The organism is Thalassotalea eurytherma (assembly GCF_030161415.1).
GTDB classification, from domain to species: domain Bacteria; phylum Pseudomonadota; class Gammaproteobacteria; order Enterobacterales; family Alteromonadaceae; genus Thalassotalea_G; species Thalassotalea_G eurytherma.
The window spans coordinates 64,950-89,722 of the sequence record NZ_BSSU01000015.1 but is presented as its reverse complement, the minus strand read 5'-3'; the positions used below and the strand labels follow the sequence as shown (position 1 = coordinate 89,722).

Below are 24,773 nucleotides of genomic sequence, written 5' to 3'. Positions count from 1 at the left end.
CTTACTTACCGACTAACAGCTTTCTCAAGCTCGGCAATTTTCTTTTTCATCTTTTGTTCAGCTAAGAACTTGTAATCGATTCCAGCAGCTGACAGTGATGCACCAGGTTGGAATGGATAACCTTCAATTGTCCCAAGGAACTCGCCAACTTTTTGCTGAATTGGTACGAATAACCACATGTTATCGGCATACCAGCGAAGGTACATTTCTGATTCTTCCCACATCACTTCATATGGGTCAGCCTTTAGGTTAATAACAACTGGCCATTGCGGAACAAAGCGGAATGCTTGGTTGATAGGGCCAACTTGGGTTGCAAAATGAACTTTCCAGTCATTCCAACGAACAGCGTTTAATTCACCTTCTGCGCCGAAGTAGTATATAGCGTCACGTGGTACTTGATCAGTTTCACCAGTTAAGTACGGCGTGTAATCATAACCGTCTAAGTGAACCTTGAACGTTTTACCGTTTGCTTTATGGCCTTTGCGTAATTTATCAGATAAGTCTTTTACACCAGCTGCAGAAAGTAACGTAGGCATCCAGTCTTCGTGAGACATCATGCCATTAAACTTAGTACCTGGTTTAACTTTACCCGGCCAGCGAATAAGCGATGGAATTCTAAAACCACCTTCCCACGTAGTACCTTTTTCACCATGAAATGGTGTGATACCACCGTCAGGCCATGATACTGTTTCTGCACCATTATCTGTGCTGTAAAGCACGATTGTGTTGTCAGCGATTTTTAAATCATCTAATTTATCTAATAACACACCAACTTGGTCATCATGCTCGACCATACCGTCAGCATATAAACCAACACCTGTGCGACCAACTGATTCTGGCTTTAAGCGAGTCCATACGTGCATACGGGTTGAGTTGTGCCAAATAAAGAAAGGTTTTTTCTCTTTATGTGCTTTATCAATGAATTTTAATGTGGCAGCTAAAAACTCTTCGTCTGCGTTTTCCATGCGTTTTCTTGTCATCGGGCCTGTATCTTCAACACGACCATCAGCATACGACTTTATAACACCACGAGGACCATATTTGCGCTTGAATTCAGGATCTTTCGGGTAGTAATAGGTCTCGGGTTCTTCTTCTGCGTTTAGGTGGTAAAGGTTACCGTAAAATTGATCGAAGCCATGGGCAGTTGGTAAATGGTTATCTTGATCGCCAAAGTGGTTTTTACCGTGTTGAGCAGTTATATAGCCGCGTTCTTTTAACAAGCCAGCAATGGTCGGTGTCCAATCAGGAATACCATGTTTTGAGCCCGGCATACCTATCGTTAACATACCTGTTCTGAATGGGTGTTGTCCCATCATGAAAGCCGCTCGACCTGCGGTACAACTGTTTTGCGCGTATGAGTCTGTAAATAACGCCCCTTCATTGGCTATCCGATCAATATTTGGCGTTTGATAGCCCATAATGCCATGGTTATACGCACTAATGTTGTGAACACCAATATCATCACCCCAAATGGCTAGGATATTTGGCCGAGATTTATCTGTTGTCGCATGAGCTAAGCTAGAGACAGCAAGTAACGCTGTAGCGACTAAACCTAGATGTTTATTAAACTTCATTTTTTTTATGTCTTTATCAAGAAAGATACTCCCATAAAATATAGTCAAGCTAACCAATCTCGCCAGAAAACTGTTAACTTTTTTTTAATATGTTATTTTTAATTTAATCAAGCTTCTATCTATCAAATTATGTAGTGATATATCCCTTGTTTTTATGAGGAAAAGAACGTTTATGAAACTTATTGGCTCAACCACATCGCCTTTTGTTCGAAGAATTAAATTGCTGACTAACAATCATCCGATTAAGTTCGTGGATATAGATATCTTTTCAGAGCAAGGGGCGGACATGCTAAGTGCCAATAACCCGGCGAGAAAAGTTCCTGTTCTGCAAGACGGTGATGTCACGATTTATGACTCACGAGTGATCTTTAATTATTTAATCGATAAGTTGTCACTACCTGAAATGACATGGCAACAACAAAATTTGCTGACCATTATTGATGCTGCGAACGACTCATTGGTGTCAATATTACTTTGCCAACGTTCAGGTTTTGACATCACAGAAGATAAGTTGTTTTTTAATTTACAGCACCAACGAGTTGAAAATGTATTGTTAGCACTAGCAAAACAAGTTGAGAACAAAGCATTTGATGAATGGCATTATCCGAGCATTTGCTTATTTTGTTTACTCGACTGGGCATTATTTAGAAACCTTGCTCAATGGCAGCATATTGCTCCTTTGAACCAATTTTATCAGCATGCGTTAACGCAATCGTTAGTGAAAGAAACAGATCCAAGAATATGACAGCACAGACGTTACCAAGTTTACTTGCTGGTCCAATCGTTAGGCATTGTAGTTCATCGCAAGTCAATTTTTGGTTGGTAACCGATAACGATTACCACATAAGGTTAAACCTTCGAATAGCAAATGATGGCATACAGCTATTTGATGGCATGCTTAATCAAGAACAATTGAAAACGATTAAGATTGGCCAACATGCCTATATTCAGCTCATCAGTTATCACTTTGTCGAACCAATGGGCGATAATGTTGAGCTTCAATATGATATGTCGTTTATTACAGGTGAAACTGAGCAGTTTAGTTTGGCGGACTTGTCGCACTTACATTACGATAAGTCTCCACTAAATGTTGTCGTCAAGTCTCGACTCAATAATGTGGTGCATGGTTCTTGTCGCAAACCGCACTACGATAGTGAAGATGCGCTGCTTCAGGTTGACGATAAAATCTCTCAGAGCCTTAATGATATTATTGAGCGGCCGGCTTTATTAATGATGTCGGGCGACCAAGTATACTGTGATGACGTCAGTGGTCCCATGCTAAACGCAATTCATCAGGTGATTGAACTGCTAGGGTTATACGATGAGTCTTGGCAGCTTTGCTCAAAAACCACTCAAGACCAACATGCATCAATCAATAACTCAGCGACATTATTGCAAAGTGAGCAAGGCTATTATCAACGACATCTATTTTTGCCTCATGATAGTGTCAACCATGGTCTTATCAATAAAATGTTTGGTGCAACTAAACAGCCTATTTTTACTTCGGTAAATGCTAAGAATCACTTGGTGACTGCTGCTGAAGTTTTTGCCATGTATTTACTTACTTGGTCGCCAATGCTCTGGCGATGTGTTGACATCGACCACTGTGATAGGTTGCCAGCTGAATTTCATGATGTGTATAACCAAGAAAAGCAGATTATTAATAAATTTGTAGATGGACTTGGCAATGTGCAAAGAGCGCTCGCTCATATTCCTACCTATATGATCTTTGATGATCATGACGTTACCGATGATTGGAACCTAACGAGGGCATGGGAGGAGTCTGCCTACCAAAACCCATTTTCAAAGCGCATTATTGGTAACGCATTGCTAGGTTATTTTTTATTTCAAGGCTGGGGCAATTCCCCTGCTAAAGTAGCACCATTAACACAAGCGATGGATGAGCACTTTACCAATGGCATCGTTAACCATGATGAGTTAGTCGACTTACTGCTAGATTTCGATGAGTGGCATTATCATTTAGACACTTCGCCTAAACTAGTGGTACTTGATACCCGCACCAGTCGCTGGCGCTCAGAAAGTTTTGCAGGTAAACCATCGGGGTTAATGGATTGGGAGTCACTTTGTGAGCTGCAACAGGAACTCATCAATCAACCAAGTGTTATTCTTGTCTCTGCCGCGCCTATTTATGGTGTAAAGTTGATTGAAACTATTCAGCGAATATTTACCTTCTTTGGTAAACCGTTGATGGTTGATGCAGAAAACTGGATGGCGCACTCTGGCACAGCTAATGTCATACTAAATATTTTTAGGCACTATAAAACGCCGCCACAATTCATTATTTTGTCTGGCGACGTGCATTATTCTTTTGTTTATGAAGTAGAGCACCGTTTCATAAAATCGCAATCAAGTATCCTTCAAGTCACTTGCAGTGGCATAAAAAATCAATTTCCTGCTCGACCTTTGTCAATTTTGGCTAAACTTAACAAAGTATTGTATGCAACCTATTCACCATTAAACTGGTTTACGAAGCGTCGTCGAATGAAAATCCGTTCAAGAAAACCGTCAATTGAAACCGATGGCGGGCTCGTTAATCAAAGTGGTATTGGATTATTACACATCGCCGAAGATAACAAAGTAAGTGCGCAACTGCTCTCCGCCAAAGGAGAGGTGATTGATTTTATTCCAAGATCAGATAAGGAGCGTACCGACTTATAACAGAGGTACGCTATGATCAAAAAACTCGAGCAAAGTACAGGACGTTATTTAGGTTTTTCTGTTGTCGGAAAAGCTTGTTTGGCAGAAGAGCAAACATGGAATTTAACCATTGAGGAAGCAATAAAAACCCATGATAAAGTGTGTATCCTTGTCAATTTAAGCGAGGATGTTCACTGGGGCGTTGATGCGGCTTGGCAAGACATTAAATGGATATTTTCTCACATTCGTCACTTTGACAAAATTGCTATCGTATCTTCTAGTCAAACCTGGCATTGGCTGATTACGATTGATAGTTTTTTTGCTTCGCTGATGAGTATCGAAGAAAAGCACTTTCAAACTAATGAATTAGACAAGGCTTGGCATTGGTTAAAGTCATCTTCATAGTGGTTAATCTTATCGAGAATGAGAATTGAGGTAATTATAAATCAAACACTTACTTTTACAGATGAGAATTTTAATTCTTGCTAATTCTCGATATAAATGAGAATTCATGAGTTCTATCTATTCCCCTCGTCCTATTATAGACCTAGCTTCATTCTGACAGACAACTAAGCCACCAAAGCGGTCATAAGATTAATAATCACCAGACACAAAAAAACATCAATCTCGACAATTAATGTTTTCTATAATCTGATACTAAAAGCTAAATTAAGGTTGTTACTTAAATTGGCGTGATGCTAAACCCATTATACCTAGCGCAAAAATAGCAAGTGTAGATGGTTCGGGTACCGAGGTAATGCTTGTTGTTGCTACAGGAATAGCACCATTTTCTTGTGCATCATACCCAAGTGCCAAATACAACGTAGCCTCACCAGAGAACTCTCCATACAAATCCCATTTATTTAATTGTGGCATCGACCATGAACCTGCTCCGATTACGAAGTTTTCGTTTACTTGGTCATCAATTCCGTTGTCAAAACCTAAGTTGCGAACTCTTTGGTTCGTGTCGCTGAACCACAATACAGAACCTCGATTATAGAAATTACCGTCAAACTGCGGGGCGCTAGTTAATTCATTACTGAATACTTTTGAAGCACCCGAGCCAGAGACGAAATTGTCAAGCGCTGGATCAAACGTCGTCGGCGTACGGCTAAGGTTGAGTTTGTCACCGACAAGCTGATACCTACCACCACCACCAAGAAATGGGTCGTTAACAAAAGCGCCGAAGGATTGCGTCCAGTCATGAAACATTAAGGCATAAGGATCGGCATTGGGATTGGTTGCAGTACCATCAAGTTTGAACACGATGTCTTCAGTAATAGTAAAGACACCAGTTCCGTTTGTTACGTCACCAGAAATTATTATACCAGCATTAGAGTTTAAGCTACAAACAGATATGATTAACCCAGCTAAAGTTAATTTTAATTTTTTGAATTTCATTTATATTCCTTTTAATCCTTTTCATGTTAAATCTACAATGAATCAATTATAAATAGATAAAAACTTTTGTAAGCGCTTACAGCAAGAGTCATTCCAAAAGAAAAAAATACCTTTTTTCAACTATATACATCCCTATGTTTTTTAATAATTTTTGTTCTGTAAAAAAAAACGACACTGGTTGATGAGTAATTGTATGATTTGGTTATGATTTATATCTTTAAGCTTAGTAAATGATGTGTTTATGTAACGGTATAATTTAGCAATTAAGATAGACAAATTTGGTCGTTTTCTTCAATTCTCATAATAAATGAGAATTTGCCCCTAAGTGAGAATTTCGAGAATATTCTCATTCCCGACAAGATTAACTAATAGTGATTTATCATTGCTGAAATATTCTAATATGCATATTTGGAATAAAAAATCGTTTTCTATTCTTTTTAATATTTATCAACCATAGCTATCATTTGCCTAATTATTGAAATAGGCGAAATGACAGTTATGTTGTCTAAACAACAAAATTCTACATTAAATTCAGGTCAGGCATCGTTAGATACTAACCAACTAGCTAGCTTGCAGCAGCTTACTAGCGGCTTTTCTCCGTTACAACTGGCTTGGGCAAGTGGCTATTTAGCGGCAAAGAGTGAACAACCCGGTTCAAGCCCTGCTATCGCACCTCAAGCACAAGCGAGTGCGACCTTAACTATTTTGTATGCATCTCAAACAGGTAATGCAAAAGGTGTTGCATCTAAGCTTGCAGAACAAGCAAAAAGTGCAGGCATTAGTGTTAACTTGAAAAATGTTGCTGACTATAAAGCGAAGTCTTTGAAGTCAGAATCTCATCTTTTAATTGTAGCGAGCACTAACGGTGAGGGTGAGCCGCCTGATGATGCGCTATCGTTCCATGAGTTTTTATACTCTAAAAAAGCACCAAAATTAGCTGATTTGTCATATAGCGTTTTATCGTTAGGTGATAGTAGTTATGAATTCTTCTGTCAAACAGGTAAAGACTTTGACGAGCAATTGAAGAAATTGGGCGCCAAACGAGTAGCTGAACGCGTTGACTGTGATGTTGACTACCAACATCAAGCACAGCAATGGTCGAAAGACATCGTTGAATCGCTTAAAGAAGAGCTTACGTCATCACAAAGTGCCGATGTTGTAACGTTACCGGTAAATGAGGTGGCATCAAGCCAATATTCAAAAGAATCACCTTACGAAGCTGAGCTGCTTGTTAATCAAAAAATAACCGGGCGTGATTCTGCTAAAGATGTTCGTCATATTGAGATTGATTTAACGGATTCAGGCCTGACGTATCAAGTTGGTGATGCGTTAGGTGTTTGGTTTGAAAATGATGAATCACTTGTCAATGACTTGCTTGCAACTGTCAAGCTTACTGGTGAAGAGTTAGTTAACGTTGGCACTAAAGAGCAGTCAATTAAACAAGCACTAATTGAAACGTTAGAAATAACACAATCGAACGGCAAGTTTGTTGAGTTTTGGGCAAATCAAAGTGATAACCAAGTGTTAAAAGCGTTGGTTGAAGATAAATCTGCACTTCGTGAATTCGCTCTGGAAAACCAAGTTATTGATGTTATCAAGCTGGCTCCGGCTAGCGTCGATGCACAAGCTTTAGCAAGTAGCCTTCGACAAATTACGCCACGACTATACTCTATTGCGTCAAGTCAATCAGAAGTCGATGAAGAGGTTCATTTAACCTTAGGTGTAGTGCAATTTGATAAGCAAGGCGAAAATCGCCTAGGTGGAGCTTCTGGCTTTTTATCTCAACGCTTGGACGAAGGTGGAAAAGTTAAGGTTTTTGTTGAAGAAAATAACAATTTCCGTTTACCGCAAAGCGATGATACCGATGTCATTATGATTGGTCCTGGTACTGGCGTAGCACCTTTTAGGGCGTTTATGCAGGAACGTGAAGCACGTGATGCTGGCGGACGTAATTGGATGTTCTTTGGTGATCAAACGTTTACTCAAGACTTCTTATATCAAGTTGAGTGGCAAAACTACCTTAAGTCTGGATTGTTAACGAAGATGGATGTTGCCTTTTCAAGAGACCAGGCAGAGAAAGTTTACGTGCAACACCGAATACAAGAGCATGCAGCCGATGTTTATGCATGGTTAGAAGCAGGCGCTCATTTGTATATCTGTGGCGACGCTAATCGTATGGCAAAAGATGTTCACCAGGCGTTGATTGACGTTATTGTTGAGCAAGGCAAGAAAACAGCTGAACAAGCTGAAGATTATTTAAAAACGTTGCGCGCTGACAAACGTTACCAAAGAGATGTTTACTAATGTCAAATACCGATTCTAAAACACAAGCTTTAGGGCAAGGCCCTATCATTGTTGAAGGCACAAAAGCCGTCAATGAGCGTATTAAAGGCGAAAGTAATTATTTACGCGGTACAATTAGCGATGATCTAACGGATCGCATGACGGGGGGCTTTAGCGCTGATAACTTCCAGCTTATTCGCTTTCACGGTATGTATCAGCAAGACGATCGTGACTTTCGTGCAGAGCGCCAAAAGCAAAAGCTAGAGCCGTTACATAACGTGATGCTTCGAGCACGTATGCCTGGCGGTATTATTACGCCAACGCAATGGTTAGCGATTGATAAATTTGCGCAAGAGCATACGTCATATGGCTCTATTAGATTAACGACTCGTCAAACGTTTCAGTTTCATGGTGTATTAAAACCACATATTAAATTAATGCATCAAACGCTTAATTCAATTGGTATTGACTCAATTGCTACTGCTGGTGACGTTAACCGTAACGTCCTTTGTACCTCTAATCCTGTTGAGTCATCAGTTCACCAAGAAGCTTACCAATGGGCGACGAAAATCAGTGAACATTTATTACCTAAAACTAATGCTTATGCTGAAATTTGGTTAGATGGTGAGAAAGTAGAAACGACTGAAGAGCCTATTTTAGGCAGCCAATACTTACCTCGTAAATTTAAAACCACGGTTGTTATTCCGCCGCAAAATGATGTTGATGTACATGCCAATGACTTGAACTTTGTTGCAATTAGCGAAAATGGCAAACTTGTAGGTTTTAATGTACTGGTTGGTGGTGGTTTGGCAATGACTCATGGTGATTTGTCCACGTATCCGCGTCGTGCCGATGATTTTGGTTTTGTGCCTTTAGATAAAACACTTGAGGTGGCCGCTGCTGTTGTTACGACCCAAAGAGACTGGGGTAATCGTGTTAATCGTAAAAACGCTAAAACCAAATACACGTTAGACAGAGTGGGTATTGATACCTTTAAAGCTGAAGTTGAAAAACGTGCAGGGCATGTTTTTGAAGCATCACGCCCTTATGAATTCACTGACCGTGGTGATCGTTTCGGCTGGGTTGAAGGAATTGACGGTAAACATCATTTAACCTTGTTTATTGAAAATGGCCGGTTACTCGACTATCCAAACAAAGCGCTGAAGTCGGGCGTAGCAAAAATTGCTGAAATTCACGCAGGCGACTTTCGCATGACGGCTAACCAAAACTTAATTGTTGCCGGTGTCGCTCAACAAGATAAAGCTCAAATAGAACAAATAGCTCGCAGCCATGGCTTAATTGATGACGGTGTTTCAAGCCAACGCAAAGACTCAATGGCTTGTGTTGCTTTTCCAACGTGCCCACTAGCAATGGCGGAAGCGGAACGTTATTTACCTGGTTTAGTCGACGATGTTGAAGGGATATTAGCGAAGCATGAGGTAAGCGATGAAAGCATCATTTTGCGCGTTACGGGTTGTCCAAACGGTTGTGGTCGCGCCATGCTTGCTGAAATTGGTTTAGTGGGTAAAGGCCCTGGTAAATATAATATGTATTTAGGTGGTAACACCGAAGGTACACGTATACCTAAACTGTATAAAGACGGTATTGATGAAGCGACTATCTTGTCAGAAATCGACACACTTGTTGGTCGTTGGGCGACGGAACGTCAGGCTGATGAATGTTTTGGTGATTTCGCTATCCGTGTTGGGGTTGTTGCTGAAGTGATTATCAGTGCGAGAGACTTCCATGTCTAACTCAGCAATTGATAACCGATTTCCGGCATCTTTGCCTGAAGCTTGGTTTGAACAGTGGAACAGTACGTTAGAGGGTAAAACGCCCGAACAGCGTATTGAATGGGCTTTAGAACACTTACCTGGTGAGTTTGTGCTTTCATCAAGCTTTGGTATTCAGTCAGCTGTTATGTTGCATATGGTCACGCAGGTTTACCCTGATATTCCTGTTTTATTAACTGATACCGGGCATATGTTTCCTGAAACCTATCAGTTTATTGATCAGTTAACCGATCGTATGAACTTAAATTTAAAAGTTTATCGTGCTAAAGAGAGCGCCGCTTGGCAACTCGCTAAATATGGTGAAGAGTGGTGTTTAGGTGATGATGAATTAAAACGTTACAACCGTCGGAATAAAGTTGAGCCATTAGAGCGCGGGTTAAAAGATTTAAACGCGAATTCTTGGTTTTCGGGTATTCGACGTCAGCAGTCTGATCATCGACAAGGTTTGTCTGTTATTTCTACATTGCGTGGCCGTTTTAAAGTACATCCAATTATCGATTGGTCAAATAAGGATGTCCATCAATACCTGATGAAGCATGATTTGCCATACCACCCGTTATGGGAACAAGGTTATGTCTCTGTTGGTGATATTCATAGTTCATCACCATTAACGGCGGGGATGGATGAAAGCGATACCCGCTTTAACGGACGAGCACGAGAATGTGGTCTGCATACCGATGGTGATGGCATCTAAGCATTGCTAGTAAAATGGTGAAGGATATTACTGACAATACCTTGTTGGGTATCCTCATCAGGTTTTTCGGCAATAAGTCTCGCAAGTTCACAGCCAGCAGGACTCAGTTTGTAGTACTTTAATACGGCGTTGTTCTTGACGCTGCGAAGTACAATAGGTTTACCTTGAAAAATTAAGCCTAATTCTTGCCCTTTCTCAAATGGAGCGGTTTCAGTCTCTTGATTAAAAAGTAATGCGTTTTCAGCAAGCGTAAGTAAATCGCTGAAATTTAATCCTAGTTTTGATAAGTCGATATTTTGTACTCTTTTTTTATCAAAACTATTCCAAATGCTTGGCGTTTGGTAACTGCCAGAAATAATTCGATATTGCTTGCCTGTATTATCACGCATGGCAATGGCCGTAGCCTTAGCAAAAAGCTTGGCGTCGTGAATACTTAAACCTTTAAATACTTTTAAGGTTTTGATGGCAAAAGAACCTGGCGTGTTGATTTCTTTAGCAAGTATTTTCGCCCATAGCTCTTGCATCGTTTTGTTACTGACTTCTTTTGCTAGTTCGGTATATTGAGCAAACCAGTCGGCATCAACTTGTTCGGCAATCGTTGAGGCAGAACAATAATGACCAGCTTTTACAATAATAGATTCAAGGTTCAATTGTTGACGTTGACTGTTTGTATAGGCTCTTCTTTCTGCCCGTTCTTGCAGTGGCATTTGCTTTTCTGGTGGTAAAAGGCTGCCATCGATTGCGAAAGCTTTTGCTAAGGTCAATAGTTGTTTGGCAGATGACAGACCACTTACGGATTTCTTTTCTGATATCTTCTCATTATCAGTTGTTTGAATAACGGCATTGTTGCTTTCAGAAACACTAATAATACTTTGTTTAGAGTCTTTTTTTTGTGTCATGTGTTGTTCCTGTTGTAATCTTGCTTGTTAAAATCAAGTTGCCGTTATTATTTAGTTATTTGCGATTGTCATAAGTTACACTATTCCGTCTATAATTTATTGAATAATATTACCCCTACTTTTATTATGTACTAGAATGTAAAGTAGGGAACAAGTTATATTTTTTGAGTTGTATCTAGGCTGAATTTAATATTCAGTTTTTTGAGGGCTATATGCAAGTAACAGAGCGTGCCGAAGAAGAATTCTTATTTTCTGATGATTTCTACGAAGATGATGTCGTAGACGAAAAAAGTGAAGATACATGGAAAGTATTGATTGTAGATGATGATCCTGAAATTCATTCAGTAACTCAACTCGCCTTATCCGATGTGCTTGTATTAGGCCGTTCGCTAGAATATTTACATGCCTATTCAGGGCAAGATGCTTGTCAGTTAATTGAGTCACGAGATGACATTGTTCTTGTCTTACTTGATGTTGTCATGGAAACAGATGATGCCGGCTTGAATGTTGTTAAATACATTCGTAATGAGTTAAAACGTCAAGATATTCGTATCGTCTTAAGAACTGGTCAGCCGGGATATGCACCTGAAGAAAGTGTCATCAAAGATTACGACATCAATGACTATAAAACCAAAACAGAACTTACCCGTCGTAAATTAGTTACAACGGTCTATGCTGCTATTCGTTCTTATCAACAAATTCATACCATTAACCAAAGCCAGCAAGGTTTAGAGAAAGTTATTGGTGCAACCTCTGAATTACTTGAACTTCATAATATTACTGATTACGCACACGGCGTTTTAGAGCAATTCAAAAGCTTACTTGCCAATATAACTGCCAGTGTATTTTGTGCGCGTGGCCAAGGGGTCATTGATGGTGCAGATGATTTAAGTTTATACGTGTTGGCACAAAGTGGCCTGCAAGCTGCAATTGTTAACCAAAAATGTAGCCAGGTACTTGATAGTGATGTCACTGAAGCATTAAATCGTTGCTTTACGCAAAAAGCTCATCATTTTGATGATAACTATGTCTCCTTATATTTAGCGCGTGGCGATTTTAGGACTGTCGTATATTTAGCGATCAATGAACCAATGCCTGAGTTTGCTAAACCGCTTTTAGAAGTCTTTCTAACTAATGTGGTGACGGGCTACGAAAATGTTCATTTATTTCAAAAGTTAAATAATGCTGCTTATAAAGATTGGCTAACCGATTTACCTAATCGTCTAGCTTTCGTGAATGAACTTGAGTACTTTTCTCATATCGATCAAGATGACTTTGTCGCTGTGCTTATCGATATTAGCCAATTTAGTGATATTAATGACGGGTTGGGCCAAGATATTGGTAACCAGTTACTAAAAGCTGTAGCGGCCCGCCTCAAAGGCTATGGTTCAACTTGTAAAGTTGCTCGTGTTGGTTCTGATGTATTTGGCTTAATTGGTTTAAGCTCTGTGCTGACACCTGAACGATTATCAGCAACCTTCATCGACCCATTTTCAGCTGGCGATCAATTCTTACCAATAAGTGCGTGTTTCGGCTTTTGCCGGCAGGGCGATGCCGGCGGACGTGGCGTTGAAGTGCTCAACCAAATTAATATCGCGTTAAACCTAGCTAAAAAAGATCGTAACGTGAATTACATGTACTACGCCAAAGAAATGGAAGACCAAACCCTTTGGCGCTTAGGCATGATCAGACAATTACGTCATGATTTTAAAGCCAATCGCTTAGCGCTTTGGTATCAGCCACAATTAGAGCTATCTTCAGGCAGAGTGATCGGTGCAGAAGCCTTATTGCGTTGGCAGACAGAAGATGGTCAGTTTATTTCTCCAGCGGTATTTGTGCCATTGGCGGAGTACTCAGGACTGATTATCGATATTGGCGACTGGGTGATAAACCAAGCGTGTAATCAAATCAAAGTGTTAGAGCAAAATGGGTTTAATGATGTAGGTATTTCCGTCAATGTCTCTATCCCTCAGTTTAAACGCTCTAATTTTGTTAATTCGATTATCGATGCAACAAAGCAACATCAAGTTGCAAGCAATAAACTCGAGCTTGAAATCACCGAAAATATCTTGATGGACGATCCGCAAGTGGTGATTGAGTCATTGACACGCTTAAAACAGGAGCAAATTAGTATAGCGTTAGATGATTTTGGTACGGGTTATTCGTCAATGAATTATTTATTGCAATTACCGATTGATCGCTTGAAGGTTGATCGCTCGTTTGTTCAAAGTATTGGTGATAGTGAGCATTCATTTATCGCTGAAACGATTATCAGCTTAGGTAAGCAATTAGACTTGAAAGTTATCGCTGAAGGTATTGAAGATATCGAACAGCAAGAGCACCTAATTAAACATGGCTGTGATGAAGTGCAGGGCTTCTATTACGCTAAACCAATGCCAAGCAATGAATTTATAGAATACTTGAAAAATAAAAAGTAACGTTTAATTACTTACAATAAAAAAGCCACGCAAAGCGTGGCTTTTTTGTCTTAGTTAATACATTTTATAAGAATTCGAAGGCTTTGAATACGCGATTTACGCCGCTAATATTGCGCGCTACTTCAACAGCAGCAGAAGCTTGCGTTTGTTCAACAACGCCCATTAGAAAAACTTCACCATTTTCGGTGACAACCTTGATATTAGTTGCATCGATGTTGTCATCAGTAAATAACGCTGTTTTTACTTTAGAGGTTAGCCAAACATCATTTGATTGCGTTGTAAGTGATGTTTCATTGCCAATACGCAACTGATTATAGACTTGAGAAACCCCATCAATATTATTGACTGTTTTAATCGCTAGGTCTCGTACATATTCGTTTTTCGCTTGTCCTACAACGAGGATACGACCATTAACGCTAACCACCTTAATTCTGCTGCCTTCAGTTAAGGCGTCTTGCTTTGCGATTTCAGCTAAGGCTTTGATTTCAATATTTTGGTCATCAATTTGCTGACCTACACTGCGGTTGTCTTTTGCAACCACCGCACCACCAACAACACCTACCACAGCGGCTGTTACACAACCTTGAAGCGCAATAGCAGTGCCGATAACGATAAAAAGCTTATTTATTTTCATGATTTAACTTTCACTTTGAGGGAATAATGTCGTGTCAATAATTTCACATAAACAATGGATAACAAGTAGATGTACTTCTTGAATACGAGCGCTGCGCGATGAAGGAACACGAATTTCTACATCGTTCTCGCCAAGTAAACCTGCAATATCACCACCGTCTTTACCAGTTAATGCAATAATCGGCATATCTCTCGCTACTGCTGCTTCAATTGCCTTAATCACGTTTCGAGAATTACCACTGGTTGAAATCGCCAGTAAAACGTCACCCTTGGCACCTAATGCTCGAACTTGTTTAGAGAATATTTCATCGTAGCTATAGTCGTTCGCAATTGACGTTAATGTTGAACTGTCAGTTGTTAGTGAAATAGCAGGTAAGCTAGGGCGATCAATTTCGAATCGGTTAAGTAATTGAGAAGAAAAGTGCTGGGCATCAGCTGCTGAGCCTCCATTGCCACAAGATAAGATTTTGTTGCCGGCTAATAGGCCTTGAACAAGGATCATACCTGCTTGTTCTATAGAGCCTGCAATTGCTTCGCTGGCGGCAATTTTAGTTTGAATGCTTTCCGTAAAGTTACTATTGATTAGGTCTAGCATGTAAGACTCCGTTAAAAGGCATTTTTCAGCCATGTAATGTCTGGACGTGTAGCTGAACCTTCGATCGCTACGACATCAAATCTGCAGCACGTATTATATTCATTTAAATTTGATTGTTGCAGGTAAAATTGTGCTGTTTTGATGATTTTTTGCTGTTTACTTGGGGAAACTGCATGAATAGCACCGCCGAATTGTGTTGACTGACGATATTTTACTTCGACAAAAACAAATGTGTCTTGCTCTTTGACAATTAAATCAACTTCACCAAATTTACAGGTGTAGTTGCGCTTCACTAGCGTTAAACCATGTGTTTGGAGATGCTGTTGAGCAATAAGTTCCATGGCTTGACCAACATCTCGAGTTGAACCGCTTTCGTCTATCATTTTGCTTATATCTGGTTTAGTAAATAAACGTTTTAGTCGTGAAGAAAACGGCATCTTTTACTGGGCAAAAGCTAATTGCTTTACGTCGCGTCGAGTGTATTGGCCCCATAACAGTGAGCGCGTTAGAATGTTTTCATCATTGAGCTTTAACACCCCTGTTTGCCCATAATGACGAACATAGGGCTTTGCCTTAAATGCATTGAATTTCTCAATGAGTGAAAGCGCATCGTAACCCATGGCAAAAATACGTTGCAATGAGTCACTGCGGTTTGGCCACAGCGCTTTGGCTTCTTTAGATAGCGGAGTATTTTGTTGCTCTGAATTTATTAACCAAGGCATTTCTGTAAATGTCATGCCATTTAAATCCACTAAGGCACTATCATCATGCGTTAAGCTATGACTGCGTGAGCTCGCATAAACGGGTATGATACTGGCAAACGTTGATGTATTTACATCTATGTAGGGCTTGATAAGACGCGTTTGTGCATTATTTCCAACGATGTAAATCATATCAATATCGCGTCGATTACGAGATTCCGTTTTAATGACTTGGTCAAGACGGATGCGAAGATCTTTATTACGTAACTCACTTCCTTCAACTGATAAGCTCTTTTTCAACTGGGTTTGCATTTCCTTGCCTTGACTATAGGTCATGCTTTCAATGGGTTGAGCGGTACTTTTAAACCAGTGAGTGGCAAATGCTTGAGCAATGCGTTGACTAACAGAATCGTTATGACTAAGTATTAATGGCTTTTGATAATTTTGATTGGCTAATTGTGAAGCAGCTTGTATAGCTTCATCTTCTGGGCGCATTGAGATTGCAATTTGGTTCTCATTGAGTTGATTGGCACTGGGTAAGTTAAGTAGCAAACTAGGTAATGTAATATTTTGTGCTAAAAACTGCTCAACGTGGCTCTTTAATAAGGGGCCAATTACGGCGCTAGCTTCAAGTGTAGTTAGTTGCTCTTCTAACGTCTCAAATTCTAAAGTGTTCGCATCAATAAAGTGTAGAACCGATTCGTTCTTATTTTGGTAAGCGGCTAACAAGCCTTGCTGAGCAACTTGTCCTGCCATTGCTTGTTTGCCTGATAGTGGCAGAATTACAGCGATAACTTGCTTGCTTTGTGATTCTTGCAGCTGATTATTAATGTGCGTTAAGGCGATTTGCTCTTTAAATTGTTCAGCAATCAAGTTTGCTGGATGCGTCGAGTGTTGTCGTTGCCAAGTGTCTAACTTACGAGTCATTACATCATCATTATGACCATATTGGTTGGCTATTTGCGTAAAGCTTAGCCACTGCGTCACCATTGGTGCTTTCTTGAGTTCTAGTTGCTGTTGTTGCCACTGGGTTAACTGGCTAAATTTTTCCCATAAGCGAACAATATCATCATTGCTACTTTGGCCATTCAAGGCAAATACTCGTAATTGCGCATCAAGCTGCAAGATCGTTTGATTTTGTTTTTCAGCAACAAGTGCTTGTAACTGATAAAACTTGATATCGTGTGGTAACTGAGCCGAAGTAACAAGTTCGTTGGCTTGTGTTAGTAGCGCTTGAATATCAGCATCTTCATCGAGCACGGTTAATGACTGCCCCTTGATAAGCAGCAATTGATATTGTCGTTCGTCAGTTAATAGCTCTGGCTTAGCTAATAGGTTTTTTGCTAGCCATAACGCATTACTGTGTTCTTCTTGCGCCAAGTATAGGTTTGCAGCATTCACCAAAAACTGGCTGGCTTGATCTGGGTTAGTATCCAATGATTGTTGTGACAGCTCGATAAAATATGCAGCGTCTTCAATAACTTCTTGTGGCTGCTCGACGACGGCAGGCGTTTTGGTTTGCTCTTGAGTGTGTTTTTTAGGGCCAGAAGAACAGCTCATTAATGTAAGTGTCGCAACTGCGGCAACCATTAATGGTGTATTTTTAGAAAAAAAGCGATTAAAAAGCACGTGGTTATATATCCGTATCGATAGCTGTAAGGGTATAATAAACGCCAAATTAAGTAGTCACAACACTTGTGATGAGGAAGAAGCTAATCATGCCGCAAAAATTCGTTGAATCTGGATGTCTTTATATCGTCTCTACACCAATTGGTAATTTAGCCGATATGACAGAACGTGCACTTGGCGTACTTTCACAAGTAGATTTAATTGCGTGTGAAGATACCCGACATACTCAACGACTACTTAATCATTTCACCATCAGTAATAAAACCATTTCTCTTCATGATCATAATGAGCATCAACGCCAAGACTATTTTGTCCAACTGTTGCAAGAAGGAAAGTCTATTGCTTTGGTTTCAGATGCGGGAACGCCGTTAATTAGCGACCCTGGTTTTCATATCGTAAAGCACTTAAGAGAGCATCAATTAAATGTTGTAGCTGTGCCAGGTGCATGTGCGGCAATTAGCGCATTGAGCGTTGCGGGACTGCCTACGGATCGATTTACCTTTGAAGGCTTTTTGCCATCAAAATCAGGTGCCCGCCAAAAAACACTGGCGAATTTAGCTCATGAAGAAAGAACCATGGTGTTTTACGATGCGCCGCGTAGAGCAATCGACACTGTTGAAGATATTGTTAGCGTACTTGGCGGTGATCGCCAAGTAGTCATGGCTAGAGAATTAACCAAAACCTTTGAAACCGTTCATAGCGATAGCGCACAAAACTTGTTGGCTTGGCTTGCTGAAGATCCTAATCAGCTTAAAGGTGAAATGGTGTTAATTATTGAAGGTAAAGAGAAAGACGATAAAGCTATTTCGCCTGAAATCGCTAGCACCCTTGAAATTTTGCTGGAAGAGTTACCACCTAAAAAAGCCTGTGCAGTGGCAGCTAAAATATACGGCGTAAAGAAAAATATGCTTTACGACTATGCGTTATCGTTGAAAAACTAGGGCAACGACAAAGGCCATTATTCAACCTTCTTTCACTTCATTGGCGTTGTGTTACCTAATGGGTGCGACCAACACCATGTTAGCACGCTAAAAAACTGCATATACTGCTTAATACTTATTCAATTTTATTGAGCAACATAATGAAAATACTCTCTTTAGTGCTGGGGTGTGCAGTGCTAGCGTCAACTATTTCGTTCGCCAAGTCTTCAGATACGATTGTTGATGACGTGACCGGTGAGTTAGTACAGCTTCGCGAAGACGGGCGTGGCGATCGCGTAGTTGGCTCGCCGTGGGCAACACGTTCTCCAATACTTGCTGTAAACGGTATGGCGGCAACCTCTCATCCATTAGCTACGCAAGTCGCCATCGATATTTTGCAAGATGGTGGCAGTGCGATGGACGCAGCAATCGCAGCAAATGCAGCAATCGGATTAATGGAACCAACAGGCAACGGTATTGGTGGCGATTTATTTGCCATTGTTTGGGATCCTAAAACACAAAAACTTCATGGTTTAAATGGCTCCGGCCGTTCAGCTAAAGGTCAATCATTAGCGCAACTAAAAGCTAAAATTGGTGATGTGTCTCAAATTCCTAATTGGGGAACTGCACCAGTAACTGTGCCTGGCACAGTCGATGCTTGGTTTGAGCTTCATCAAAAATTTGGCAAATTACCAATGGCTACCAACTTGTCGCCTGCTATTCGTTACGCTAACGAAGGATTCCCTGTCACAGAAGTTATTGCTTACTACATGGATATATACCAAAAGCGCTATGAAAGGCTATTTAAAGCGGGCGAGATTGAGGAAATTGAAAATTATCAATCGACTTATTTAATCGATGGTAAAGCACCAGTTCACGGACAACTATTTAGTAATCCTGATTTAGCTAAAACGCTTGAAAAAATCGCCAAAGGTGGTCGAGATGCATTTTACAAAGGTGACATTGCGAAAACTATGGATGGCTACTTTAAGCGAATTGGTGGACCGCTGAGGTATGAAGATTTTGCTGAGCATAGCAGTGAATGGATTAACCCTGTATCAGTAAATTACCGCGGTTATGATGTGTGGGAATTGCCACCTAATGGTCAAGGTATTGCTGCATTACAAATGCTCACTGTACTAGAAAACTATGACTTAAAAAGCATGGGACATAATAGTGCCGATTATTTGCATGTCATGACTGAAGCTAAGAAACTTGCGTTTGAAGATCGCGCGCGATTTTATGCCGATCCTACCTATCAAAACATCAATCTAGATTACCTACTATCAGAAAAGTACGGCAAGCAACGCGCACAGCGTATTGATATGAAAAAAGCCGCTAACCAATTAGAACATGGTGACCCTAAGCTCATTGAGGGCGATACGATTTATCTCACCGTAGCAGATAAAGATGGCATGATGGTTAGCTTAATTCAAAGTAACTACCGTGGCATGGGTACTGGTTTAGTTGCTGACGGCTTAGGTTTTATTTTTCAAAACCGTGGCGCGCAATATTCTTTGACACCGGGGCACCCTAATGTTTATGCAGCAAATAAACGACCGTTTCATACAATAATCCCCGCTTTTATCACCAAAGATAATAAACCTTATATGAGCTTTGGTTTAATGGGCGGTGCAATGCAGCCCCAAGGTCATGTGCAAATGGTCACTAATATCGTTGATTTTGAGATGAACGTTCAGCAGGCAGGCGATGCAGCGCGTTTCCATCATAAAGGCTCTACGTCACCAACGTGGGAAGGCCGAATGAAAGATGGCGGTGTTTTAGAGCTGGAAAGTGGTGTACAGGCAAATGTGGTTCGAGCGTTGCAGAAACGTGGCCATAAAATCCATATTACCAGTGGGCCGTTTGGTGGCTATCAGGCGATATTAAAAGATCTAGCATCAGGCGTATATCATGGTGCTAGTGAAATGCGTAAAGATGGCCAAGCCCAAGGTTATTAGTTGATTAATAAAAAGGTTGGCTGATACGTTATAACCAACCTTTTTGTTTTGCGATACGACCGGCTTCAACACGGTTACTGGCATTGAGTTTTGCGATACATTCAGATAAATAATTTCTCACTGTACCTTCTGATAGAAATAGCTTATCGGCAATTTCTCCTGTTTTTAACCCTTCACTTGCTAAGCGTAGCGCCTTGCGCTCTTTATCCGTTAACGGATCGTTGTCATCTAACGCGCTAATGGCAAGTTCAGGATCAATCACTTTTCGACCATTATAGACTTGATTGACGGCGTCAACTAATTGATCAGAAGGCGCTTCTTTTAAAATAAACCCTTTAACGCCTGCCTGCATCGAACGCTTGATATAACCCACTTTACTGAACGTTGTCATGATAATAGTTTTTATCGCAATGGGTTGTTGTGCCAAGTGCTCGGCTAGTTCAATGCCCGTCATTTCCGGCATTTCAATATCGGTTAAGACAATATCAACCGTGTTGTCTTCAAGTATTTTAACGGCTTGCTTGCCATTTTCAGCCTGGCCAATGACATCGATATTGTCTTCAAGAGACAGTAACGCCGATATAGCACCCCTCACCATAGCCTGATCTTCAACGACTAATACTTTTATCATTTTATACATCCTTGCAAGTTATGCTAACGGCAAAACCATCGTCACACTTGATATCACAATTCGCACCTATTTGCTGGCAACGTTCTTTAATACCTTGTAAACCATTGCCTTCATTAAGCGTTTTACATTGCCCATTATCTTGAATATGTAGGCGTAACCCCTCTTTTTGCTCGAGCACGATTTCAACGCTATCACCCTTGCTGTGTCTCAAAATATTGGTGACCAACTCTGTGAGCATCAAGACAAGTTGTGACTCTACTTGTGGTGATAGTTCGCCAATGTCGACAACCCTATTTACGTGAAAGCCATTTGATTTTAAATTGGATACGAGCTTGGTAATTTGACCCGTTAAATTGACTTCTTTTAAGCCTGATACGGCATGGCGAACTTCCGCTAGCGTTGTTCTTGATAATGTTGCTACTTCTTCAATTTGTTGCGCGGCATTGTCAAATTGCGACTTTTCCATCAGCTTATGCGCAAGTTCAGCTTTGAGAGCGATTGAAGAGAGTGAGTGACCCACTAAGTCATGTAAATCGCGGGCAATTCTTTCGCGCTCTGCGATGGTGGCAAGTTGTTCGATTTGCTGTTGGCTTTTTTCTTCTTTCGCGCGGTAAATTCGGTCTTTGCGTTCAGCCTGCCCTAAAAAGAACAAACCCACAGAAACAATGGTTGCTGGCACAAGAAAATACACATCAACATAAGAGTTAAAAAAGGCGGTTGCGACAATACACCCTAATGTCACCCATAAACCAAAGAAGCCTTTATTAAAGCTAAAATTAAATCCTAGGAAATAGGCAGCGAAGCCAAACAATGCTTGCGTACCTGGTGTAATAGCGGTGCCAAAGGTAGCTAGTGAAATGATGGCAATAACGGGTACGAGTGCTTTTTCTCCTGGTTTTGTGCAGGCTTCTTTGTAGCAATAGACAAACAGTGCGTAGAGCGCAATAACAAACAGGAGTTTTGTTGGCCAAAAGTACGCGAAGTTAAAAAATAGCGGTAAGAAATAAAATAATGAAAATGCTAACGGGCCCCATACCCAATAAGGCTTTTTGTCTTGTGCTAAGGCGATGTTAAAGTCGTTGTTCATTATTTTCTCCTGATTATTTAATACGTTACCTAGATTGACGTGATTTGCAACACTTGCCTTATCTTTATGCTAATTCGGCTGTTGCTAAATTTTGCTGGTTTGCATTGACCATTTTGTAGCGCTTAATCAATTGATACAGGCTAATGCTATAAACAAAAACAATGGTAAACGGAATAACGATAAAACTATGCTCAGGGAAAATAATCCAACCCACTAAAATAAGCGAAGTACGCGTTAATGTATGAACAACACCAACATTGTGCTCTAGTGTCCAAGAAATCGGAATCCACATTAAGCCAGAAACTATACCAATCGCCATAGGTACTGCCGTGTGATCTTGAATGCCAAATGGAATCGCGATAGCAAAAGCACACCAACTCATGACTAAGGTATATAGAAATAATGAATCAAACGGATTACGTTCTTCTTTTTTGACCAGTAACTTTTCACCCGTGAATTTTGATAAAAAGAGCGCTAAATAAAAGATGCAACCGGTACCAATATATACAGGTAGTACCATTTGCTCTGCTGGCATGAATAGCGCCATAATGCCTAAACAAAACCAAACAATGGTGCCAGCAATTGGCATAGTGATTAACGGCTTTTGTTTGTATTCTTCTCTGTATTGCTCAAGTGTTTTAGTTGTCATGATACTTTCCTTGTTAGCCGCTTACTTCCGTAAAGCGGCTATCTAGATTGATTGTCTTAGCTCTTGATGTTTATTTGATTTCGCTTACTTGTTTTTGCTGATTAGCATATTTGCCCAGCCGTAATCTGGCGCAATATTTAGCGCTTGCTGCCAATCTTCAACAGCGGCTTCAGTGTTATTCATTGACTGATTTGCCAAACCGCGCCAAACAAATGCTTCCGCATGCCCCCATTGGTTTTCGCTAGTGTCTGATGCAAATAATGTTAGCGCAGTGTCTAGCGTTTTAAGGGCCGCTGATTTACTACCACCAAATATCGCTGGCGTATTGTATTCACTCACAGCCTTAACTAAATGAGTACGCGGACTTTGCGGCGCGTAAGTAAAAGCATTACTCAGTGCCTTGCCTGCTTTAGGACCGTAATAAGCACCTTTCATTGGCTGATAGCCTATTTGTAAACCATAGCTTTGTGATAGTAGTGCCCATGCTTCACCATCTTCAGGGTGCTGAACGGTATGCGCTTCAAGTGTTGCTATTGCGTTATTTAATGATTTAATTGCCGCGTCAGGCTCAGCCATCAAATTTTGAGTAATTGATAAGCGGTAGAAAGCTAATGCTTTGTCGTATGTTTGCGCTTGATTAGTCAGTGACACTAAGGTGTTTTTGTCTAACTGCATTGCTGCGCTCTCGATAGCGTCAATTTGTGTTTGTTCTGCTAGTGCAGAAGATGATGCGATAAATAAACTAAATAAAATGACCTTTTTCATGTGTATATCCTTGTGGTTTAGTTAGTCATGTTGACTTCGTTGTTGCTACAGGACTAATTGTTATGCACAGGCAAGTTTTTGTTTAGGGACGAAAGTCATCAATGTGATATGACAAATGTCATGAATATCGTCATAGCGAAATGATATTGCTTGATGTACAATGCGCCTCGAGTTGGCCAGACAATCGCTGCTTTATCGTTGTACCTGATGTTTCGGCAAGAGGTATACGGGTAAAGGGGAGGAAAGTCCGGGCTCCACAGAGCAGGGTGCCAGATAACGTCTGGGCGGCGTAATGCCGACGACAAGTGCAGCAGAGAGAAGACCGCCGATGGCTAGCAATAGCACAGGTAAGGCTGAAAGGGTGCGGTAAGAGCGCACCGGGCGACTAGTAATAGTTCGTTGCAGGGTAAACTCCACCTGGAGCAAGACCAAATAGGGTTTCGTACGGCGCGGCTCGCGTTGAAACCGGGTAGGTTGCTTGAGCCTTAGAGCGATTTAAGGCCTAGACGAATGATTGTCCCTTTTCTTCGGAAAAGTACAGAACCCGGCTTATCGGCAGACTCATTGATTTTAGAAGCCGCTTGAATTTCAAGCGGTTATCTAAAATCCCTTATATTTCATATCATTAAATTCAAAAGTTGGTACACGGTTTTGATTTTCAATGTCTTTTATTTCTCTTCAAAAATCATCCTATTTTTTGTTTTGGCTAGAGTTTTTGCTTGATAAGATCATTTTGTATTTTTAACTTTAGCGCCAAAAAGTGGTACACAGTTTGATACACGGTGGCCTACTCAACCATATAACGTGAAAGCTGTAGCTGGTAATAAGTACTTATACCTTCGTAAACAGTGGTTTTATTTTCGAATGAGACTACCTAAACGGTTAGGTGTTAGGGAAATTCGCTTCGGCCTACAGACACAAAACCTCATTTCAGCAATCAAACGCATTAATCAATTCAAGCCTTATATTCAACAGTTAAAACAACTTGTTATCACGTCAAAATCATTAGACCATATTGAGGGTAAACCACGGTTACTAATGATAAAGGACGCTATGTTAAAGCAATTACAATTAGGTGATATTGATGTCTTAATTGTTGAAATGGAGCAAGGGTATTCAAACGGTGCTCATGCATTAAATGTACTTGGGCAAACCGAGTTGTTTAGTGATGACAACCAATTTAAAGAGCAGCTTTCCTACATAGCTCAAGCCTCAGATAACAATACCCGCACCGCACGCCTTAACAAAGTTATTGCTGGTTTGTCTGAAGTAGATAAGTGGCCTTTTATGGAAGCTTTGTCTTCTATGGTTAAAATGTTGGTTGGCTTAACCGATGAAGCTACAATGCTGGTACATATGAGCTGGCAAGACAACTACTGTTAGACAAAGGATTTGAAACCGATACTTCATCATTGGCGTTTCGGGTGTTGGTCAGTAAATTAGCCACATCGACCAAGGTACA

At 40.5% G+C, this 24,773-nt stretch carries 21 protein-coding genes and 1 other RNA gene; 11 read left to right on the top strand and 11 right to left on the bottom strand.

The genetic code is table 11. The features are described from left to right. Positions 1 to 5 precede the first annotated feature (5 nt). Positions 6 to 1,574: an arylsulfatase gene (locus QQK02_RS14710; protein ID WP_284208861.1), complete on the bottom strand. Its 1,569-nt coding sequence runs from the start codon at positions 1,572 to 1,574 to the stop codon at positions 6 to 8. Positions 1,575 to 1,746: 172 nt separating this feature from the next. Here QQK02_RS14710 and QQK02_RS14705 point away from each other — a divergent pair, with 172 nt between their 5' ends. Genes QQK02_RS14705 through QQK02_RS14695 form a run of 3 tightly spaced genes read left to right on the top strand, consistent with a single transcriptional unit; the run spans position 1,747 to position 4,637 of the window. Next, on the top strand, positions 1,747 to 2,319 hold the full coding sequence (locus QQK02_RS14705; protein WP_284208860.1) for a glutathione S-transferase family protein: 573 nt from the start codon (positions 1,747 to 1,749) through the stop codon (positions 2,317 to 2,319). After that, positions 2,316 to 4,253 carry a metallophosphoesterase family protein gene (locus tag QQK02_RS14700; RefSeq protein WP_284208859.1) on the top strand — a complete coding sequence of 646 codons (1,938 nt, stop codon included), beginning with the start codon at positions 2,316 to 2,318 and terminating at the stop codon, positions 4,251 to 4,253. The genes QQK02_RS14705 and QQK02_RS14700 overlap by 4 nt, the downstream gene beginning before the upstream one ends. Positions 4,254 to 4,265: 12 nt before the next feature. Further along, on the top strand, positions 4,266 to 4,637 hold the full coding sequence (locus tag QQK02_RS14695; RefSeq protein ID WP_284208858.1) for a SpoIIAA family protein: 372 nt from the start codon (positions 4,266 to 4,268) through the stop codon (positions 4,635 to 4,637). A gap of 273 nt (positions 4,638 to 4,910) precedes the next feature. On the opposite strand, the gene QQK02_RS14690 is transcribed toward QQK02_RS14695, so the two are convergent. Further along, entirely contained in the window at positions 4,911 to 5,633 is a 723-nt protein-coding gene (locus QQK02_RS14690; RefSeq protein ID WP_284208857.1) for a PEP-CTERM sorting domain-containing protein, read from the bottom strand. Between the two features lie 489 nt (positions 5,634 to 6,122). Between QQK02_RS14690 and QQK02_RS14685 the strand changes: the two genes are divergently transcribed. From QQK02_RS14685 to QQK02_RS14675, 3 genes are read left to right on the top strand one after another with little or no spacing between them, the layout of a single operon-like run. Then, positions 6,123 to 7,937 carry an assimilatory sulfite reductase (NADPH) flavoprotein subunit gene (locus tag QQK02_RS14685; protein WP_407705049.1) on the top strand — a complete coding sequence of 605 codons (1,815 nt, stop codon included), beginning with the start codon at positions 6,123 to 6,125 and terminating at the stop codon, positions 7,935 to 7,937. Beyond that, positions 7,937 to 9,670: an assimilatory sulfite reductase (NADPH) hemoprotein subunit gene (gene cysI, locus QQK02_RS14680; protein WP_284208856.1), complete on the top strand. Its 1,734-nt coding sequence runs from the start codon at positions 7,937 to 7,939 to the stop codon at positions 9,668 to 9,670. The genes QQK02_RS14685 and cysI overlap by 1 nt, the downstream gene beginning before the upstream one ends. Continuing rightward, the gene (locus tag QQK02_RS14675; protein WP_284208855.1) at positions 9,663 to 10,403 is read left to right on the top strand and encodes a phosphoadenylyl-sulfate reductase; all 741 of its coding nucleotides are present in this window, start codon (positions 9,663 to 9,665) and stop codon (positions 10,401 to 10,403) included. Before cysI ends, QQK02_RS14675 begins: the two co-directional genes overlap by 8 nt. On the opposite strand, the gene QQK02_RS14670 is transcribed toward QQK02_RS14675, so the two are convergent. Next, the gene (locus QQK02_RS14670) at positions 10,400 to 11,302 is read right to left on the bottom strand and encodes a TIGR03899 family protein (protein ID WP_284208854.1); all 903 of its coding nucleotides are present in this window, start codon (positions 11,300 to 11,302) and stop codon (positions 10,400 to 10,402) included. The genes QQK02_RS14675 and QQK02_RS14670 overlap by 4 nt on opposite strands. Before the next feature lie 212 nt (positions 11,303 to 11,514). Here QQK02_RS14670 and QQK02_RS14665 point away from each other — a divergent pair, with 212 nt between their 5' ends. After that, complete coding sequence (locus tag QQK02_RS14665) at positions 11,515 to 13,740, top strand: bifunctional diguanylate cyclase/phosphodiesterase (protein ID WP_284208853.1); 2,226 nt, start codon at positions 11,515 to 11,517, stop codon at positions 13,738 to 13,740. A gap of 64 nt (positions 13,741 to 13,804) precedes the next feature. On the opposite strand, the gene dolP is transcribed toward QQK02_RS14665, so the two are convergent. Genes dolP through QQK02_RS14645 form a run of 4 tightly spaced genes read right to left on the bottom strand, consistent with a single transcriptional unit; the run spans position 13,805 to position 17,298 of the window. Then, entirely contained in the window at positions 13,805 to 14,374 is a 570-nt protein-coding gene (dolP, locus tag QQK02_RS14660; protein ID WP_284208852.1) for a division/outer membrane stress-associated lipid-binding lipoprotein, read from the bottom strand. 3 nt (positions 14,375 to 14,377) lie between these two features. Then, positions 14,378 to 14,968, bottom strand: a complete 591-nt coding sequence (locus QQK02_RS14655) for a phosphoheptose isomerase (RefSeq protein WP_284208851.1) — start codon at positions 14,966 to 14,968, stop codon at positions 14,378 to 14,380. Positions 14,969 to 14,979: 11 nt separating this feature from the next. Next, complete coding sequence (locus tag QQK02_RS14650) at positions 14,980 to 15,405, bottom strand: YraN family protein (RefSeq protein WP_284208849.1); 426 nt, start codon at positions 15,403 to 15,405, stop codon at positions 14,980 to 14,982. 3 nt (positions 15,406 to 15,408) lie between these two features. Beyond that, a complete protein-coding gene (locus tag QQK02_RS14645; protein WP_284208848.1) occupies positions 15,409 to 17,298 on the bottom strand; it encodes a penicillin-binding protein activator in 1,890 nt (629 codons plus the stop codon). Between the two features lie 89 nt (positions 17,299 to 17,387). On the opposite strand from QQK02_RS14645, the gene rsmI reads away from it, so the two are divergent. Next, entirely contained in the window at positions 17,388 to 18,239 is an 852-nt protein-coding gene (rsmI, locus tag QQK02_RS14640; protein ID WP_284208847.1) for a 16S rRNA (cytidine(1402)-2'-O)-methyltransferase, read from the top strand. A gap of 140 nt (positions 18,240 to 18,379) precedes the next feature. Further along, positions 18,380 to 20,179: a gamma-glutamyltransferase gene (gene ggt, locus QQK02_RS14635; protein ID WP_284208846.1), complete on the top strand. Its 1,800-nt coding sequence runs from the start codon at positions 18,380 to 18,382 to the stop codon at positions 20,177 to 20,179. Positions 20,180 to 20,207: 28 nt separating this feature from the next. Here the strand turns inward: ggt and QQK02_RS14630 are convergent, their stop codons facing one another. From QQK02_RS14630 to QQK02_RS14615, 4 genes are all read right to left on the bottom strand, one after another. Next, entirely contained in the window at positions 20,208 to 20,810 is a 603-nt protein-coding gene (locus QQK02_RS14630; protein WP_284208845.1) for a response regulator transcription factor, read from the bottom strand. A gap of 1 nt (position 20,811) precedes the next feature. Continuing rightward, a complete protein-coding gene (locus QQK02_RS14625) occupies positions 20,812 to 21,897 on the bottom strand; it encodes a sensor histidine kinase (protein ID WP_284208844.1) in 1,086 nt (361 codons plus the stop codon). Positions 21,898 to 21,961: 64 nt separating this feature from the next. Further along, positions 21,962 to 22,546, bottom strand: a complete 585-nt coding sequence (locus tag QQK02_RS14620; protein ID WP_284208843.1) for a DUF7010 family protein — start codon at positions 22,544 to 22,546, stop codon at positions 21,962 to 21,964. Positions 22,547 to 22,630: 84 nt separating this feature from the next. Continuing rightward, entirely contained in the window at positions 22,631 to 23,311 is a 681-nt protein-coding gene (locus QQK02_RS14615) for a tetratricopeptide repeat protein (protein ID WP_284208842.1), read from the bottom strand. A gap of 168 nt (positions 23,312 to 23,479) precedes the next feature. Between QQK02_RS14615 and rnpB the strand changes: the two genes are divergently transcribed. Next, positions 23,480 to 23,879, top strand: an RNA gene (gene rnpB / locus QQK02_RS14610) — RNase P RNA component class A. 296 nt (positions 23,880 to 24,175) lie between these two features. Continuing rightward, entirely contained in the window at positions 24,176 to 24,694 is a 519-nt protein-coding gene (locus QQK02_RS14605; RefSeq protein WP_284208841.1) for a hypothetical protein, read from the top strand. Positions 24,695 to 24,773: the final 79 nt, after the last annotated feature.

Bases quoted from the DNA above. Each gene is read 5' to 3' on its own strand.
- dolP (WP_284208852.1), bottom strand. From the start codon at position 14,374: ATGAAAATAAATAAGCTTTTTATCGTTATCGGCACTGCTATTGCGCTT.
- QQK02_RS14665 (WP_284208853.1), top strand. From the start codon at position 11,515: ATGCAAGTAACAGAGCGTGCCGAAGAAGAATTCTTATTTTCTGATGAT.
- QQK02_RS14670 (WP_284208854.1), bottom strand. From the start codon at position 11,302: ATGACACAAAAAAAAGACTCTAAACAAAGTATTATTAGTGTTTCTGAA.
- QQK02_RS14685 (WP_407705049.1), top strand. From the start codon at position 6,123: ATGACAGTTATGTTGTCTAAACAACAAAATTCTACATTAAATTCAGGT.
- QQK02_RS14710 (WP_284208861.1), bottom strand. From the start codon at position 1,574: ATGAAGTTTAATAAACATCTAGGTTTAGTCGCTACAGCGTTACTTGCT.
- QQK02_RS14695 (WP_284208858.1), top strand. From the start codon at position 4,266: ATGATCAAAAAACTCGAGCAAAGTACAGGACGTTATTTAGGTTTTTCT.
- QQK02_RS14675 (WP_284208855.1), top strand. From the start codon at position 9,663: ATGTCTAACTCAGCAATTGATAACCGATTTCCGGCATCTTTGCCTGAA.
- QQK02_RS14650 (WP_284208849.1), bottom strand. From the start codon at position 15,405: ATGCCGTTTTCTTCACGACTAAAACGTTTATTTACTAAACCAGATATA.
- QQK02_RS14690 (WP_284208857.1), bottom strand. From the start codon at position 5,633: ATGAAATTCAAAAAATTAAAATTAACTTTAGCTGGGTTAATCATATCT.
- QQK02_RS14605 (WP_284208841.1), top strand. From the start codon at position 24,176: ATGAGACTACCTAAACGGTTAGGTGTTAGGGAAATTCGCTTCGGCCTA.
- QQK02_RS14630 (WP_284208845.1), bottom strand. From the start codon at position 20,810: ATGATAAAAGTATTAGTCGTTGAAGATCAGGCTATGGTGAGGGGTGCT.
- rsmI (WP_284208847.1), top strand. From the start codon at position 17,388: ATGCCGCAAAAATTCGTTGAATCTGGATGTCTTTATATCGTCTCTACA.
- QQK02_RS14615 (WP_284208842.1), bottom strand. From the start codon at position 23,311: ATGAAAAAGGTCATTTTATTTAGTTTATTTATCGCATCATCTTCTGCA.
- ggt (WP_284208846.1), top strand. From the start codon at position 18,380: ATGAAAATACTCTCTTTAGTGCTGGGGTGTGCAGTGCTAGCGTCAACT.
- QQK02_RS14625 (WP_284208844.1), bottom strand. From the start codon at position 21,897: ATGAACAACGACTTTAACATCGCCTTAGCACAAGACAAAAAGCCTTAT.
- QQK02_RS14620 (WP_284208843.1), bottom strand. From the start codon at position 22,546: ATGACAACTAAAACACTTGAGCAATACAGAGAAGAATACAAACAAAAG.
- QQK02_RS14705 (WP_284208860.1), top strand. From the start codon at position 1,747: ATGAAACTTATTGGCTCAACCACATCGCCTTTTGTTCGAAGAATTAAA.
- cysI (WP_284208856.1), top strand. From the start codon at position 7,937: ATGTCAAATACCGATTCTAAAACACAAGCTTTAGGGCAAGGCCCTATC.
- QQK02_RS14655 (WP_284208851.1), bottom strand. From the start codon at position 14,968: ATGCTAGACCTAATCAATAGTAACTTTACGGAAAGCATTCAAACTAAA.
- QQK02_RS14700 (WP_284208859.1), top strand. From the start codon at position 2,316: ATGACAGCACAGACGTTACCAAGTTTACTTGCTGGTCCAATCGTTAGG.